Source organism: Shewanella hafniensis (genome assembly GCF_019655335.1).
GTDB lineage: Bacteria > Pseudomonadota > Gammaproteobacteria > Enterobacterales > Shewanellaceae > Shewanella > Shewanella hafniensis.
Window position 1 is genome coordinate 109,335 of the sequence record NZ_BPFD01000004.1, and the last position, 16,954, is coordinate 126,288.

A 16,954-nucleotide genomic window follows, 5' to 3' on the forward strand; every position below is an offset into this window, starting at 1 on the left:
CAAGAAACCAGTGACGACAATGCGAACGTTAAAATAATGTGAAGTAATTTATTGTTTTAACAACACTAATAAGCCGTCTCTAAGAAGCCGTTTCTAAAGTTTGATTCGGTAAGATACGGGCAAAATAACTTTGGGTTTCGGCGATGATGATATGCCTCAAGCCCACAATGGCAATCAAGTTTGGAATCGCCATCAAGCCATTAACCGTATCGGCCAGCAACCAAATCACATCGAGCTTGATAAAAGCACCACCCGCGATCAACACCAAAAACACCACTTGATACAAGCGTAAACCGCGCTCGCCGACTAAGTAGTACCAACAGCGCTCGCCGTAATAATGCCAGCCTAGAATCGTCGTGAAGGCAAAACACACCAGCGCAATGGTCACCAGATACTGACCCACAACCGCTGAGCCGCCGAGGGCAAACGCCGCGCTCGTCATCGCCGCGCCCGCAGTTTCACCACTCCACACACCTGTGATGATCAGCACTAAGCCCGTCATAGTGCAAATAATGATGGTATCGAAGAAGGTGCCCGTCATACTGACTAAACCTTGCTCAACGGGTTCATTGGTCTTAGCGGCAGCCGCTGCAATCGGCGCGCTACCAAGACCTGATTCATTGGAAAACACGCCGCGAGCAATACCGATTTGAATCGCCTGCGCCACTGTCGCCCCTAAAAAACCTCCCGCTGCCGAGAGTGGCGTAAAGGCCGATTCAATCACTAAACCTAAGGCGGGTAAAATTTGCTCAGAAAATCCCACTAAAATCCACACGCAGGCCAGCACATAACCAATCGACATGGCAGGCACTAGCTTTTGCGCCACATTAGAAATGCGCTTAACCCCACCTAAAGTAACGGCGGCAACGAGCACTGTCAGCACGGTCGCCGTCAACCAAGTCGGTACTTCAAAGGCAATCGTCAGCGCATCGCTGATGGCGTTAACCTGCGCAAAAGTACCAATACCGAAAAAGGCCACACCAACCCCAAATAGAGCGAACAATTTCGCCATCCAAGGCAGACCAAGACCGCGCTCGATATAGTACATAGGGCCACCCGCAATCTGCCCGCGCGCATCGGTCATGCGATATTTTACTGCGAGCATACACTCGGCATATTTAGTCGCCATGCCAAAAAATGCCGCCAGCCACATCCAAAATAACGCCCCAGGACCGCCCATTTTGATGGCCGTCGCCACACCGACAATATTGCCCGTGCCTATGGTGGCGGACAAGGCAGTACAAAGCGCTGCGAAGGACGATAAATCCCCATGACCTTTTGCCGGTTTAAATAACAATCCCAGCGCCATAGGCAGACGAAAAACTTGGATAAGCTTGAGGCGTGCAGTGAGGTAAATCCCCGTGCCCACCAGCAAACAAAGGGTGATTGGGCCCCAGACGATGCCATTAATACTGGCAAGAAAAGCTTGAAAACTCATGATATTCCTCGAATATTAAACAACAAAATTAATAAACGGAGGAGGAAAAGAAATGGCTGTGACGCGCCGCAGTCGGACGCTATTGCAAACTATTTTTACTTAATCTCGACTGAGAATCGCCCCAGCTGAACGCGAAATGCGCAGCAAGCGAGTCCTCTAAACGAGTGCTTTTAATAGATGCAAAAGTGCGCTATCTCAAGCAAAGGGTAAAAATAGCCCACGACGACAAACGACAGGGACTGTGCAGTCATCCTCTCCTCTGTCCTTTTGCCTGAGCGTTTCGCGTCGCGGTTCAATAACACCACGACACTTTCGCCTTCGGCGCCACCTGATTGCACAATGAGTGCAACTGGTAGTCTCTCCAGAGGCTCGTCCAGTAACAGTCCACGCCTATCGGCACCTGAAAGAGTGCTTTGTTTTTATGGGAAGATTCGATTCAATAAAACCGTCGCTTCAAATAAAACCAAAGTTGCCTCGTCGGTGTGGGGTCAATTCCCCACTCTCCTGCTACCTTCATCCGAACGGATTGTTAGATTGAGATTAACTCCCAAGCTAACAGGACGCACAGAATGCAACAAACGCGGCGTCAGCTCAAGCCGTTTGCTCACAGTTCGTCGAGGATTTAATTCAATTGACTATTTTTACGGCAAGTGACGATTTATGTTTTGTGATCCCGTTTATGATCCCGTTTATGATCCCATTACAGGAAAAATCAGTATCTATCTGAATAGAAAATGCTTTATCTTGAACACGGGATTGCAATGCTAAATTGCAGCCAGGATATGTTGCAAACACTGCTTACCACATAAGCCGCCAATGGATATAAAGGAGTTGCTCAATGGCCGACGTCGCTAAACCAAATCCGGTCGCCAAGCTTAACCAAGTCAGCAAGGGCTTTCGCGATGGCGAGCAATATCATCAAGTGCTGCAAGCGGTCAATCTACAGATCCACAGGGGTGAAACCGTCGCACTCACAGGCCCCAGCGGCAGCGGTAAGAGCACCTTACTCAACCTGATCGCCGGTTTTGAAACACCAGACTCGGGCGAAATATTGCTAGAACAAGCGTCCACCTCCACTTGGCAAGATAAAGAGTGGAGCCGTTTCAGGCGCGATTCCTTGGGCGTTGTGTTTCAGCAATTTAACTTACTCACGCCCCTAAACGTGAAAGACAATATCGCCTTCTCCTTAAGTTTAACCGCGCAGCCATGGTCGCCTTGGTGTGACTATCTGGTTGAAAAACTCGGGCTCTTACCATTACTTCATCGCCCAGTTGAAGCCCTGTCCGGCGGTCAACAACAGCGGGTCGCCATCGCCCGCGCCTTAGCCCATAAACCGACCTTGCTGCTAGCCGACGAACCCACAGGTAACTTAGATGATGTATCGGGTAAGCAAGTCATGGCATTACTGTGTGAACTGGCGCGAGAAAGCCAAACCAGTATCTTAATGGTGACCCACAGCGAAGAGTGCGCCGCCTTTATGCAAAAACGTTGGCACTTATCCCAAGGTGCAGTCGCTATCTATGAACAATAAACCGCTCACTAAGGCGACTCCCACAGAGCTTAAGCAGATAGAACTTAAGCAAACTGAACTTAAGCAAACTTGGCTGAGGCTGACGTGGCTCAGCCTAAAGGTGTTTATCGCCCATTATCGCCATGCGCCCATACAAGCAGGAGCCATTCTGCTCGGTATCGCCTTGGCCGTGACGCTACTTATTGGGGTTAAAGCGACCAACGATAATGCCGTGCGCAGCTATAGCGATGCGACTGAGCTTTTGAGTCAACGCGCCGATGTACTACTCACGCCGCCCCTAGCGCAAAACACCTTAGATGAGTCCGTCTATTTCGACTTAAGACGGGCCGGATTAAGTCAGAGTCTCGCCGTGGTTAATGGCAAAATCTCCGGTAAGAATGGTCAGTTTTGGCAACTGGAAGGCAGCGATCTGATTGCCGCATTAACGCTACAAAAATCGAGAAGTTACGCCTCGACTGAAACGCACTCAACCACCTCGCCGCAGATGAATGACTTGCCGCTTGCCGATCTGCTCAACGGCGCCCCCACAGTGATAATGAGCCGCAGCCTAGCCGACAAAGTAGCGCCAGAGGGTAAACTTGTTTTAGAAAATAGCACCTTAGATGTCATTGCAATTGATGATAATTTTGGCCTCGGCAGCGCCATCTTGGCCGATATTTCCCTCGCCCAGCAATTACTGAACATGCAAGGCCGATTAAGCTATATCGCCATGTTCAGCGAGCGAGAAAACTTACCTCAACTAAAATCCCAACTCGACGCTTTAGGCATCACGCCGCAAAAGGCCAGTTTTAGCCAGCAAGATCAAGGCCAAGCGCTGATAGCGCTGACCCGCAGTTTTCATCTTAATCTCAATGCCATGAGCATGTTAGCCTTCGTTGTCGGCCTCTTTATCGCCTACAATGGTGTGCGCTACAGCCTAATGAAACGGCAAAAACTATTAGTGCAGTTATTACAACAGGGAATCGAGCGCCGCGCCTTGATGACGGCGCTAATGTTCGAATTAATTTTGTTGGTGGTCATAGGCTCAAGTTTGGGCTTTATCAGTGGTTTACAACTCAGCCACTGGCTGCAACCTATGGTCGCCATGACCCTAGAGCAAATGTATGGCGCCCATTTACTCCCTGGAATTTGGCAATGGACTTGGCTTTTTGAAGCAATTGCCCTCACCTTAATTGCCGCACTCGGGGCTTGCTTGCCCTTGTATTTAGATCTTACCCGCCAAGCACTGGCACAAGGGGCGAATCGTTATCAGCAAATGCAGGCGCACCGCAAAACCCATAGCATTCAATTTGCCTTAGCCTGCGGCTTACTGACCGTAGCGGCGCTGCTATTTCCTTTCAGTCAAAGCTATAACATCAGCTTAGTGTTGCTCGGCATCGTCGCTATCGCTATTCCCTTATTGTTGCCGCAATTATTGCATTGGGGCGTCAGTGCGTTAATGCCCTTGGCACGTCCCGGATTATGGCAATATCTGCTCGCCGAAACCCGCGAGCTTATCGCACCGCTTTCCCTTGCAATGATGGCGATCTTACTGGCGCTCAGTGCCAATGTGTCAATGAACACCCTAGTGGGAAGCTTCGAGCAAACCCTGCGAACTTGGCTTGAAACTCGCTTGCATGCCGATCTCTATATCCGCCCACCAAGCCAGCGTATCGACACGATTCAAACCCAATTGATGCACGATCCTAGAGTCAGCGGTCTTTATCAGCAGTGGCAGATTGAAGCCCAGCTTTCACTGCCAGTTTCGACGGATAATCCGAGCGAGCAGACGATTCCGGTGAGCCTACTCAGCCGCGATGAATTTTCGACTCGGCACACTAGTGCACTAAAAGAAAGCCTACCGACTCTGTGGCAATCCTACTTTAATGCTCCCGTGATCTTAGTGAGCGAGCCCTTAGCCATTAAATATCAATTGCAGCTTGGCGATAGCGTGTCATTGGATGCACTTAAACAAACCGGTAACAGCCAAGCCATTATCGGCGGCATTTATTATGACCACGGCAATACCCGCAACGAGGTGATTATCAGCCAGCCACTTTGGCAAAAGGCACAGTTACCTTTACTACCAGTAAGTTTGGCAGCGAGTTTTCATGGCAATGAGCAAGGCAGTAGGATAAGCGAAGCACAGCTCGATCAACTACAAGCCCAGCTGGCGACTGAGTTAGGTTTATCCCAAGCTGAAATCTACAGCCAAACTAAGATTAAAACCCAAGCTATCGCCATGTTTAAGCGGACTTTTTCGATTACCTTAGTGCTGAATAGTTTAACGCTGATTGTCGCCGCAATTGGCCTTTTTAGTGCCTGCTTAATGTTAACTCAGGCAAGGCAGGCGCCACTGGCACGGCTGTACTCCTTAGGTGTGAGTCGTAATGCGCTGCGCGCTATGGTATTTATGCAGATGCTGATTGTGGTGCTGATTACTTGTCTACTTGCTATGCCAACGGGCGCGCTGTTAGGTTACCTACTCATCAACAAGATCACCTTGCAAGCCTTTGGCTGGACGATAAAAATGATTTGGGATTGGCAAGCCTATGGCAAAGCAATACTGATTGCCTTAACCACCTGCACCTTAGCCGTACTCTTACCGCTATATTGGCAAACCCGTAAACCTCTGGTCGCCAGTCTGCAACAGGAGACACTGTGATGAAGACATTCAATCTGAACAGTATTATGTGGGCAGTGGTGGGCTTAATGCTTCTCGGCGGCTGTGATAAAACACCATCGCCCCCAAATACTCAGTCCAAATCTATGGCCAATGTGGTGGGGAAAACCTCAACTAATCAAGATGATTTGGCCTTTGCCCCTGTTGTTCCCGGCTATAAATTTAAGTTTCCGCGGGATCACTTAGCGCACAATCACTTTCGCCAAGAATGGTGGTATCTGACCGCCAATTTAACCACAGAAACAGGTGAGCAACTCGGCGCTCAGTGGACGCAGTTTAGAGTTGCCCTTAACCCCACAGATTTGCAAGCAACCTTTCCACACACAACAGATCCACAAACAGCAACTCCGCAAGCAACTGATGCAACACCCAAAAGTGAATCAACTTGGGCGACTCAGCAGCTTTACTTGGCCCACAGCGCATTAACCTCGAGTCAAACCCATCTGGCTCACGAAAAGTGGTCGCGCCGCCATAGCGAATTTGCCGAGGTGAAATTAGATCCCTATCAAATCCGCCTCGATAACTGGCGCTGGCAGAGCGAAACCAATGCACTCTTTCCCGCCACATTAACGGTGGAGAATCCTGATTTTAGCTACCGACTTCAGCTGAATAGCCAAGCACCACTGCAATTCCAAGGCACTAACGGCTATAGCCTTAAAAGTCGCGATGGCCAAGTGGCCTCTTACTATTACAGCCAACCCTTTATCGAAATATCAGGTGAAATCAACCGCAATGGCAAAGTGGAGCGAGTCACAGGCCAAGGCTGGCTCGACAGGGAGTGGAGCTCACAATTTCTCACTAAAACGCAACAGGGCTGGGATTGGTTCGCGCTCAGGCTAAACGATGGCTCGACGCTGATGTTGTTTCAGCTACGGGATCAGTCTCCAGCTGAGTCCGCAAAGAATGCGCCTATTTCGGCATTTTATAGCGCCAGAAGAATGTTTGCCGATGGCACTGGGCGCAACATCAATTCCACTGACAATCCCAATGACATTCAGATGACGCCTCTTAAATGGCAACACACAGTCAATGGCGACTATCCCGTCAGCTGGCAAGTTAAGATCCCCAGCGAGAATATCGATCTCACTATCACCCCGCTCAATCCTAATAGCGCTATGCCATTATCAACGCCCTACTGGGAAGGCCCTGTGCAGCTCTCTGGCAGCCATACTGGTACAGGTTATATGGAACTGACGGGCTATTAACGTCTTATATATACTAAACAATGTGAATATAACTAATTATTCCTAAATATGTTCTATCGCAGGATTTTGCAAGCATGCACGTCAGCGATTGCTCTTACTCAGAAATTTTATAAACACCTGTAATTGGTAAAAAAGTATAGGATTCCTATCTACACACTTGTGGCTTCCGTTAATGTTCACGGGTTCCAGATATGCACAATAGTATTCTCCATAAATGTACTCATCACTATGCCCTAGTGACGACAGTGCTAACCGCTTAAATATCAAACTGAGAGTTAGATCACTCGCAAAACTTTGATCCGGATCGACTATCGCTTTCAATACCTCTTGAGAGGTATACCCACATTTTTTATCAGGTCTAGACTCGCCTGTATCAGCACTCGTTTGCTCTGCTTTTCCAAATCAAGTAACCGAGTTTACGCCACTACAGGTCACCCCAATGAGTCAGGAATACCACGTCACTAGCCTTGTGGTGCATGCCGCTCCTAAAGCCTTAAAACAGGTTGAAGCCAATATTTGCGCATTAATGGGCGCTGATATTCATGCGGTTACGCCAGAAGGGAAATTGGTTGTCACCCTCGAAGGGAGTAGCCAAAGAGCGATTCTTGACAATATTGAAGCCATCAATGCCCTGTCCGGCGTGTTATCCGCCAGTTTGATTTACCACCAAGTCGCACCTTTAGAACAAGAAAATGAGGAAAAATTATGAGCATAAGCCGCCGCGAGTTTCTCAAGGCCAACGCTGCGGTTGCCGCCGCAACAGCCGTTGGCGTCACGCTTCCCATTAAAATGGTTGAAGCCGCCGAGCAGCCAGACAATATCAAATGGGATAAAGCCCCATGCCGCTTCTGCGGTGTGGGTTGTAGCGTATTAGTGGGCACCCAAGCGGGCAAAGTAGTCGCCACTAAGGGCGATCCTGAGAGTCCAGTCAACCGTGGCCTTAACTGTATCAAGGGCTATTTTTTATCGAAAATCATGTACGGCAAAGACAGATTAACTACGCCATTGCTGCGGATGAAAGACGGCAAATACCATAAAGAAGGTGAGTTTACCCCAGTCAGTTGGGATATGGCCTTCGATACAATGGCCGCTAAGTGGAAACACAGCCTCGCCACTAAAGGCCCGACGTCAGTGGGTATGTTCGGCTCAGGCCAATGGACTATTTGGGAAGGTTATGCCGCCTCTAAATTGCATAAAGCCGGTTTCCTCACCAACAATATCGACCCTAACGCGCGCCACTGTATGGCATCGGCCGTGGGTGGCTTTATGCGTACCTTCGGTATCGATGAACCCATGGGTTGTTATGACGATTTAGAAGCCGCCGATCACTTTGTGCTCTGGGGCGCCAACATGGCCGAGATGCACCCAATTCTGTGGGCACGATTATCCGACCGCCGCTTAAGCCACAAAGACTGCCGCGTACATGTGCTGTCGACCTTTGAGAACCGCAGCTTCGATTTAGCCGATAACCCTATGGTGTTCCGCCCACAATCGGACTTAGTGATCCTCAACTATATCGCCAATTACATTATTCAAAATAAAGCCGTTAATACCGACTTTGTTAGCAAACACACTAAGTTTGCCCTTGGGGTAGATGATATCGGCTATGGCCTGCGTCCAGATCATCCATTAGAGAAAAAGGCTAAAAATCCAGGCAATGGTAAATCGACACCGATTAGCTTTGACGAGTATGCCAAGTTTGTCAGCACTTATACGCTGGAATATGCCGCCAAGATGAGTGGTATTGAACCCGAAAAATTAGAAACCTTAGCCAAAGCCTATGCCGATCCTAAGGTTAAAGTCATGAGTCTGTGGACTATGGGCATTAACCAACACGTTCGCGGCGTGTGGGCGAACAACATGCTTTACAACATCCATTTGCTCACGGGCAAAATTGCCACACCGGGTAACAGTCCATTCTCGTTAACCGGTCAACCTTCGGCTTGCGGTACTGCACGTGAAGTCGGCACCTTTGCCCATCGTTTACCCGCCGATATGGAAGTCACTAACGACAAGCACCGCGCCATTACCGAAAAACTATGGCAAGTACCTGCTGGGACGATTCCCGCCAAACCTGGCTACCATGCCGTACTCCAGAGCCGGATGCTCAAAGATGGCAAGCTCAACTGCTACTGGACTATGTGTACCAATAATATGCAGGCAGGCCCCAACATCAACGATGAAATCTATCCAGGTTTCCGTAATCCAGAAAACTTTATCGTGGTTTCAGATCCCTATCCAACCATCACAGCTATGGCGGCAGATTTAATTTTGCCAACGGCAATGTGGGTCGAGAAAGAAGGCGCTTACGGCAACGCCGAGCGCCGTACTCATATGTGGCATCAGCAAGTAAAAGCCCCAGAAGGCGCAACCTCAGATCTGTGGCAACTCGTCGAGTTTTCAAAACGCTTTAAAGTGTCTGAAGTCTGGCCAGTTGAGTTAATCGCTAAGCAACCAGAATATGCGGATAAAACCTTGTATGAAGTACTATTCGCTAACGGTGTGATCGACAAATTCCCAACTTCCGATTGCAAAGCAGCGCTCAACGATGAGAGCGAACACTTTGGTTTCTATATACAAAAAGGCATTTTTGAAGAATACGCCACTTTCGGTCGTGGCCATGGCCATGATCTAGCCGACTTTGACCGTTACCACGAAACCCGCGGCCTACGCTGGCCAGTCGTTAATGGCAAAGAAACCCTTCGCCGTTTCGTTGAGGGGAGCGACCCTTATGTCAAAGCGGGTGAAGGCTTTAAATTCTATGGTAAGCCAGATGGTAAAGCGGTGATCTTCGCCCTACCTTACGAGCCCGCCGCCGAAGAGCCGAATGCAGAATACGATCTGTGGATGTCGACTGGCCGCGTGCTGGAACATTGGCACACAGGCTCGATGACCGCACGCGTACCAGAGCTTTACCGTGCCTACCCCGACGCGCAGATTTTCATGCATCCAGAGGATGCCAAAGCCCGCGGCGTACAACGTGGTGACGAAGTCATAGTGGCCTCACCGCGCGGTGAAGTGAAAACCCGAGTTGAAACTAAAGGCCGTAACAAACCGCCACGCGGCGTGGTATTTATGCCCTTCTTCGATGCGCGCCAGTTAGTCAATAAACTGATTTTGGATGCGACCGATCCCCTATCAAAAGAAACTGACTTTAAAAAGTGCCCAGTCAAAGTCACCAAGGCGGAGAATAACCAATGAAAAAAATACTCACCTTAACTGCATTACTTATCGGCATAGCGGGCTGTTCCGGTCAGCAAGCCGACACTAATGCAGCGCCGGTTAACATTCAATCCCTCGCAGGAAACATGGCGATCACCGACATTCGCCCAGCCGATGCCATGGCGATTTATCCCAGTCGCGGCACCGCCATTGAGCGCAGTTTTAGCGAGCAACCACCGCTCATCCCACATAAGGACGATTACAAGATCACCTTAGATAAAAATGGCTGTTTAAGCTGCCATAGTTGGGACAAGGCAAAACGCATGAAAGCCACGCCTGTCGCTAAGTCCCATGTGATTGATGATAAAGGCACAGTGAACGGACATAACTATTTCTGTACTCAATGCCATGTCGCTCAAGCCGAAAACAAGCAACCACTCGTTGAGAATCAATTCTCCGGCAAGTAAATCTCCATCCCCTGCAGAGCAAAGCCACCCGAGTTTATAGGGTGGCTTTTTTACTATTTAAGCATCCTATCCTAATGAATAGGCTTAGAGTCAGTAATGAGCATTCAAGTAAATATAAGACTAAACGTCTATCGCTGGCTCACCGTCCGTTGCTGAACAGTTCTTTCACCGAGGAAGGATTGAGCAGAAGTTAAAAAGGCAAAGTGAGAATACAGGGAAATAAAGATAAGAGCAGAACCTAAAACGCAGAAAAGTAAAAACCCAGCCTAGGCTGGGTTTACTTGTTGTTTTGCTTTATGCAAATCACCCGCTGGAGCCGTTTTAGTGACTTGCGCCGCTTTAGCGTTTTGCACCTCTTTTGCCACAGGCATAGCCGCCTGCCACAAAGCCCCTACCCACAGACTTGAACTTGATTTCATCGGTATTCCCCTGTTTTGTTAACAAGGTCAAAGTAATATTTAAGCCATCATTAGTAAAATGAATAAATTCCATAATATGGATTCCATTTAAGCATGAACATCCCAATCAAGACCTTACAATGTTTTCTGACCCTAGTGGAAACCGAAAACTTTACCCGCGCCGCACAGAAATGTTTTATCACTCAGCCGACACTGAGCAAAATCATCCAAAGACTCGAAGAAAGCCTAGGGGAAACCTTGCTGATCCGAAATAACCAAAAGGTTGAGCTCACTCAAGCTGGGCAGCTATTTGAGCACAGTGCGCGGGAAATCCTCGGTCAATGGCATAGATTGCAGGAGGACATGAGTAACCTCAGCGGTCTCAAGTCGGGGCGATTACGGCTAGGGGTGTGTCCCATGATGAGTAGCCTAATTATAGGTTTGCTCACTAGCTATCGTAAGCGCTACCCAGGAGTTGAGCTACACATGTATGAGTACGGCGGATTTGGCTGCGAGCAAGCCCTACTCAATAACAGTCTCGATATCGCCTTTACTGCGCTCCCCACGACCCATGAGACCGAACTAGTCAATCACCCCCTGACTAAGTACCCTTTACTCGCATGCCTGCCAGAGGGGCATCCCTTAGCCGAGAAAGACCACTTAAACTGGCAGGACTTCCAACCCTACCCTTTTATCCTCTATAACGAAGACTTCTCCCTCGCTAAACTGATTAATCGCCTCAGTCGAAAAGCAGGTGTTCAGCTCAATATTGCCTTTCGCAGCGGCCAATGGGATTTTCTCGCCGCCATGGTTGAGGCCGATATGGGTGTCGCCATTTTACCTGAGCCTATCTGCAATAGACTAAGCACCAGCAAACTGATCTTTAAACCTATGCAGCCCGCAATGACATGGGATCTGGCGCTTATTTGGCGTCAAAGTTTACCTTTAACACCGGCGGCCAAGGCCTTGCTTGAATTGAGTAAACAAAAAACTGAGCGCTGAAATACTGAGAAGATAAAGCGAGAAATGACATTCTGTAAAACAAAAGGATACGGACTTTAAACAAAGAGATACGAAGCTTCGTCAACCGAAGCAGGTGATGACCGTTGGAACTCACCCATAAAAAAACCGCTGTGAGCCTAGGGGCCGACAGCGGTTTTTATTAGCTAACTAAATATTAGCCAAGATAAGTTAAGAATTACTTCTTAGCTTCAGCAGCTTTACGTTCTTTAACTTGAGCAACAACTTTCTCAGCTACGCTAGCTGGACATTGGCTGTAGTGAGAGAACTCCATAGAGAACTGACCACGACCAGAAGTCATTGTACGTAAAGTACCGATATAGCCAAACATTTCTGATAACGGTACGTCAGCTTTAACGCGAACACCTGTTACACCAGCAACTTGGTCTTTGATCATGCCGCGACGACGGTTTAAGTCACCGATCACGTCACCCACGTTGTCATCTGGGCTGAACACGTCAACTTTCATGATTGGCTCAAGAAGTTGTGGTTTAGCTTTAGCGATAGATTGACGGAAAGCGCCTTTAGCAGCGATTTCGAACGCGATTGCTGATGAGTCAACTGCGTGGAATGCACCGTCAGTTAATTCGAACTCAACGTCTAACACTGGGAAGCCAGCGATAGTACCTGTGTTCATCATGCTCGCGAAACCTTTCTCAACTGCTGGCCAGAATTCCTTCGGAACGCTACCACCAACAACTGAAGATTTAAATACGAAACCAGTGTTTGGCTCACCTGGGCGGATGATATATTCGATCTTACCGAATTGACCAGAACCACCAGATTGTTTCTTGTGAGTGTATTGATCTTCAACCATTTGAGTAATGGTTTCACGGTAAGCAACTTGTGGCTCACCTACGATCAATTCAACGCCATAAGTACGCTTCAGAATGTCTACTTTGATATCTAAGTGAAGTTCGCCCATACCTTTAAGGATGGTTTCACCTGAATCTTCGTCAGTTTCTACGCGGAATGATGGATCTTCAGCGATCATCTTACCGATAGCGATACCCATTTTCTCGCTGCCGCCTTTATCTTTTGGCGCTACTGCGATAGAGATAACTGGCTCTGGGAACACCATAGCTTCTAAGGTCACTGGGTGCTTAACATCACACAGAGTGTGACCCGTTTGAACGTTCTTCATACCCACGATAGCGATAATGTCGCCAGCTTGAGCTGATTCAATTTCGATACGGTCATCTGCTAGCATTTCACACATACGGCCGATACGTTCAGTTTTGCCAGTCGCGCTGTTCAGGATGGTATCACCCTTCTTCAGACGGCCAGAGTAGATACGTACGAAAGTCAGGGCACCGAAACGGTCATCCATGATTTTGAACGCTAAGGCTTTTAATGGCTCATCAGCTGAAACGATAGCGAATTCGCCAGTTTCGTTGCCTTCTTCGTCTGTCAGTGGCTGTGGATCAACTTCGTCTGGTGCTGGTAAATAATCAACAACAGCATCAAGAACCAGTTGCATACCTTTGTTCTTGAACGCAGAACCGCAGTATGTTGGGAAGAAAGCCATAGTACGAGTACCTTTGCGGATACAACGCTTGATGTCTTCCATAGATGGCTCTTCGCCTTCCATGTACGCTTCCATCACTGCATCGTCTTGCTCAACGGCAGTTTCGATCAGCATTTCACGGTATTCTTCAACTAAGTCGACCATATCAGCTGGTACATCTTGGATATTGAAGTTTTCTGGTAAACCAGTCTCATCCCACACGTATGCTTTACGAGTTAACAGGTCAACAACGCCCGTGAATTCATCTTCAACACCGATTGGCAGAACCATAACCAGTGGAGTTGCAGCTAATACATCTTTAGTTTGCTTAACAACACGTAAGAAGTCAGCACCCATACGGTCTAACTTGTTTACGAAGATGATACGCGCAACTTCAGATTCGTTCGCATAGCGCCAGTTAGTTTCTGATTGAGGCTCAACACCGCCTGAACCACAGAATACACCGATACCGCCATCAAGCACTTTCAGAGAACGATAAACTTCAACGGTGAAGTCAACGTGCCCTGGGGTGTCGATAACGTTGAAACGGTGATCTTTCCAGAAGCAACTTACAGCAGCAGACTGAATAGTAATACCGCGCTCAGCTTCCTGTACCATGAAGTCAGTGGTAGATTCACCATCGTGAGTCTCACCCGCTTTATGGATTCTTCCTGTTAACTTAAGGATACGCTCGGTGGTCGTGGTTTTACCCGCGTCAACGTGAGCGAAGATACCAATGTTTCTGTATTTGGATAATTCGGCCATGATTCAACTTTAATGAGTAGTTTAAGAAGTAGACGGAGTATGCGACAAATACCGACACACCGCACATCAGATTATTTTAGGCGCATATTGTAAATTGGAACCCTTCTCGGCGCAAATGGCTAGACTACTTTTTCACGATAAAGTCGCGTAATAATTTAATAAAATGGCCATAAACACGAACTAAAACAACTGAGTAAAACTCTTTAGCTTATCTTTCACTCAATCAATAAAAAACGTTAAAAAAACTACATTCTAATGGGATAAGGTCATTTCTAATGAATTTCTATCATATTGTTAGGTACAAACCACTAACATTAACCCATGAGCATTACGGCTGGTGCAATAATGCTAATCCTTCCTCAAAAATAAAGATGGCTTAGTAAACTCATCTCAGTAGCAACCATTTACTTAAATAACAGTAAATCATACTTGCGCTAATGCTTACCTGTCGGTGCACATTTGATTACGCCCTTGCGCTTTAGCACGATAAAGCGCGCGGTCGGCACGTTCAAAGCACAACATCATAGGTTCGTTATCGGCAAGCTTAGCGACGCCAAAACTGCAAGTTAACTGCACATTGTCAGTAAATTGATAATGTTTGATCCTCTCAGCTATCCGCACACACAAGCTTTCAACTAAGGGTAAAGATGACTGCTGACAGAGGATCACAAACTCTTCGCCCCCCCAACGGGCAACCACATCAGATTCACGCACACAATGCTGTAGCACCTGTGACACTTGTTCAAGGATCCGATCGCCGACGTTATGCCCCAGCGTGTCGTTAATCTCTTTAAAGTAATCGATATCAATCATCACCAGGCACATGCCTGCCTTAGCAGATTTATCATGTTGCTCATTATTAATAAAAAGGCGATTAAAGTAATGTCGGTTATACAACTTGGTCAGGGGATCGTGGGTAGATAAAAATTCAAGTTCCGCATTAGAAGTCTCAAGCTGCTGCCGCAAGGTTTCGAGCTGCTGATTTTTATCGGTGAGTCTACGGTTATATTGACTAATAAAGTAAGTTCTGGCCCCTAATATGAGCAGTAACAAAAATGTCGCGCAGATCACTTGGTAAACAAGTGAATAATTAGTCTCATCTATCACAGTCACATTATTCCACTTCTGGTAAATCGTGATCCGCTCTTGCTCACTCACAGCATTTAAGGCCTTATTTACCATAGGTAACAAGGACTCTTGACCATAAGCGACGCCCATCCGCAGCTCATCTTCTGGACCACCCCAACCGGCTATTTTCAAATGATTAAATCCCGTTTGTTGGATATAAGAGTTAACCGAAAACATCGATCCCACAAACAGATCGGCACGTTTATCTAGCACAGATTGCAATCCTGCGGGTTCACTGGCAACGGTAAGCGTCTCTATCTGAGGATAATAATGCTGAATATATTCGGCCAAACGATAGCCTTTAGGTACGGCCAAAGTACGTGCACCAATATTCTCAAATCCTTGCAAGAAAGGCTGATCTTTAAGTGACACCAATACATTAGGAGAGCGGAAATAGACATCACTAAAGTGCAGATACGTCTCTCGTATCAGGGTTTTATTCAGCATAGGAGTTAAATCACACTGTCCGCTTTGCAAAAAAGATAAGGTCTCGGTCCAAGAGGAAGTCGGCACCAGCTGAAACTTGAGCGAGGAATGCGATTCAATATAATCAATATAGTCTGACGAAATACCCAGATGCTTACCCTCTCGGATTCCTTCATAAGGCAACCAGTCAGGGTCGACGCAACATCTTACTGTCTGAGTAACACTAACGTCTTGGCCAGCAGGCTTAACATTCGCCATAGCTAAACGGCCGGCATAAGCCAGTAATGGCATACACATCAATAGCGGCAATAACCTCAATAAGCCACGCAATTCCATTGATAATTTCAACCTAAAAGCAGATGCTCGATGGGGAATGTAAAAAAGTGTATACGTGAAAACCGCATAATACCAATTCCCATCACGATGAGTGCGAAGCAGTTACTTATCTATAGTCGGCTCAAAACGCCAGAATATGTGCCTACGCGACACAATAATGGATGTGTAGACTGGTATAAAAGCCTCTTGAGTGAGGATGGCTAACATTGAAGTAAATAATGATTGAGGCAAAGTATCACTTATTTCTGATACTCAGATTAGAGCTTTCAGATTTAGCGAGCCTAACAGGCCACGATTAATTGGTAATGATATCGACGACTTATCTGTCTATAAAGATAAAGCAGACCCGTAATTATTTTGGCAAAAGTAATATTTTCTAACATGCCAATACGAAAAAAGCCTCTACATTGCTGTAGAGGCTTTCGTCTTTATGTTGGCGGAGCGGACGGGACTCGAACCCGCGACCCCCGGCGTGACAGGCCGGTATTCTAACCAACTGAACTACCGCTCCTTTAACTTAACGTTTGCACATTAAGCTAAATTAGGCGCTTGGCGATGACCTACTCTCACATGGGGAGACCCCACACTACCATCGGCGCGTTTGCGTTTCACTTCTGAGTTCGGGATGGGATCAGGTGGTTCCACAAGGCTATTGTCACCAAGCAAATTCTGTTTATTACCGTGTCCATTTCTGGCTCACGTTAATAATAATTCGGAAAGCTGATTTTCTGTTGAGTCTTTAACTTTATCAAGTGTCGATATTCTGTCTAAGGCTGCTTTGTAAAACCCATCTGGGTTGTATGGTTAAGCCTCTCGAGTCATTAGTACATGTTAGCTCAACGCCTCACAACGCTTACACACCATGCCTATCAACGTCCTAGTCTCGAACGGCTCTTTAGAGGAATTAAA

General features: G+C 47.4%; 11 protein-coding genes, 1 tRNA gene, 2 rRNA genes and 1 riboswitch. Of the genes, 7 read left to right on the forward strand and 7 right to left on the reverse strand.

The window, feature by feature from the left end:
• Window positions 1-79 precede the first annotated feature (79 nt).
• The gene (locus tag K5Q99_RS02605; protein ID WP_220775952.1) at window positions 80-1,438 is read right to left on the reverse strand and encodes an alanine/glycine:cation symporter family protein; all 1,359 of its coding nucleotides are present in this window, start codon (window positions 1,436-1,438) and stop codon (window positions 80-82) included.
• Between the two features lie 249 nt (window positions 1,439-1,687).
• Window positions 1,688-1,813: riboswitch (glycine riboswitch) on the reverse strand.
• A 463-nt stretch (window positions 1,814-2,276) separates the two neighbouring features.
• Here K5Q99_RS02605 and K5Q99_RS02610 point away from each other — a divergent pair.
• The 6 genes from K5Q99_RS02610 to napB all read left to right on the forward strand — a co-directional run bounded on the left by K5Q99_RS02610 (window position 2,277) and on the right by napB (window position 10,465).
• Window positions 2,277-2,969: an ABC transporter ATP-binding protein gene (locus K5Q99_RS02610; RefSeq protein ID WP_220775953.1), complete on the forward strand. Its 693-nt coding sequence runs from the start codon at window positions 2,277-2,279 to the stop codon at window positions 2,967-2,969.
• Window positions 2,959-5,613 (forward strand): ABC transporter permease, encoded by a 2,655-nt coding sequence (locus K5Q99_RS02615; protein WP_220775954.1) that lies wholly within the window; start codon window positions 2,959-2,961, stop codon window positions 5,611-5,613. The genes K5Q99_RS02610 and K5Q99_RS02615 overlap by 11 nt, the downstream gene beginning before the upstream one ends.
• Entirely contained in the window at window positions 5,613-6,836 is a 1,224-nt protein-coding gene (locus K5Q99_RS02620) for a lipocalin-like domain-containing protein (RefSeq protein WP_220775955.1), read from the forward strand. Before K5Q99_RS02615 ends, K5Q99_RS02620 begins: the two co-directional genes overlap by 1 nt.
• Before the next feature lie 439 nt (window positions 6,837-7,275).
• Complete coding sequence (locus K5Q99_RS02625) at window positions 7,276-7,545, forward strand: chaperone NapD (RefSeq protein WP_220775956.1); 270 nt, start codon at window positions 7,276-7,278, stop codon at window positions 7,543-7,545.
• Window positions 7,542-10,037 (forward strand): nitrate reductase catalytic subunit NapA, encoded by a 2,496-nt coding sequence (gene napA / locus K5Q99_RS02630; protein WP_220775957.1) that lies wholly within the window; start codon window positions 7,542-7,544, stop codon window positions 10,035-10,037. Before K5Q99_RS02625 ends, napA begins: the two co-directional genes overlap by 4 nt.
• Window positions 10,034-10,465 (forward strand): nitrate reductase cytochrome c-type subunit NapB, encoded by a 432-nt coding sequence (gene napB / locus K5Q99_RS02635; protein WP_220775958.1) that lies wholly within the window; start codon window positions 10,034-10,036, stop codon window positions 10,463-10,465. Before napA ends, napB begins: the two co-directional genes overlap by 4 nt.
• A gap of 266 nt (window positions 10,466-10,731) precedes the next feature.
• On the opposite strand, the gene K5Q99_RS02640 is transcribed toward napB, so the two are convergent.
• Window positions 10,732-10,884 (reverse strand): hypothetical protein, encoded by a 153-nt coding sequence (locus tag K5Q99_RS02640; protein ID WP_006082989.1) that lies wholly within the window; start codon window positions 10,882-10,884, stop codon window positions 10,732-10,734.
• Between the two features lie 93 nt (window positions 10,885-10,977).
• Between K5Q99_RS02640 and K5Q99_RS02645 the strand changes: the two genes are divergently transcribed.
• On the forward strand, window positions 10,978-11,865 hold the full coding sequence (locus tag K5Q99_RS02645) for a LysR family transcriptional regulator (RefSeq protein WP_220775959.1): 888 nt from the start codon (window positions 10,978-10,980) through the stop codon (window positions 11,863-11,865).
• Window positions 11,866-12,061: 196 nt separating this feature from the next.
• Here the strand turns inward: K5Q99_RS02645 and fusA are convergent, their stop codons facing one another.
• From fusA to K5Q99_RS02670, 5 genes are all read right to left on the reverse strand, one after another.
• A complete protein-coding gene (gene fusA, locus K5Q99_RS02650) occupies window positions 12,062-14,155 on the reverse strand; it encodes an elongation factor G (RefSeq protein ID WP_220775960.1) in 2,094 nt (697 codons plus the stop codon).
• A 441-nt stretch (window positions 14,156-14,596) separates the two neighbouring features.
• Window positions 14,597-16,045, reverse strand: a complete 1,449-nt coding sequence (locus tag K5Q99_RS02655; RefSeq protein WP_220775961.1) for a diguanylate cyclase — start codon at window positions 16,043-16,045, stop codon at window positions 14,597-14,599.
• Between the two features lie 434 nt (window positions 16,046-16,479).
• Window positions 16,480-16,556 (reverse strand) — tRNA-Asp (locus K5Q99_RS02660).
• 36 nt (window positions 16,557-16,592) lie between these two features.
• Window positions 16,593-16,708, reverse strand: a 5S ribosomal RNA gene (gene rrf, locus K5Q99_RS02665).
• 137 nt (window positions 16,709-16,845) lie between these two features.
• Window positions 16,846-16,954, reverse strand: a 23S ribosomal RNA gene (locus K5Q99_RS02670); the annotation flags it as partial.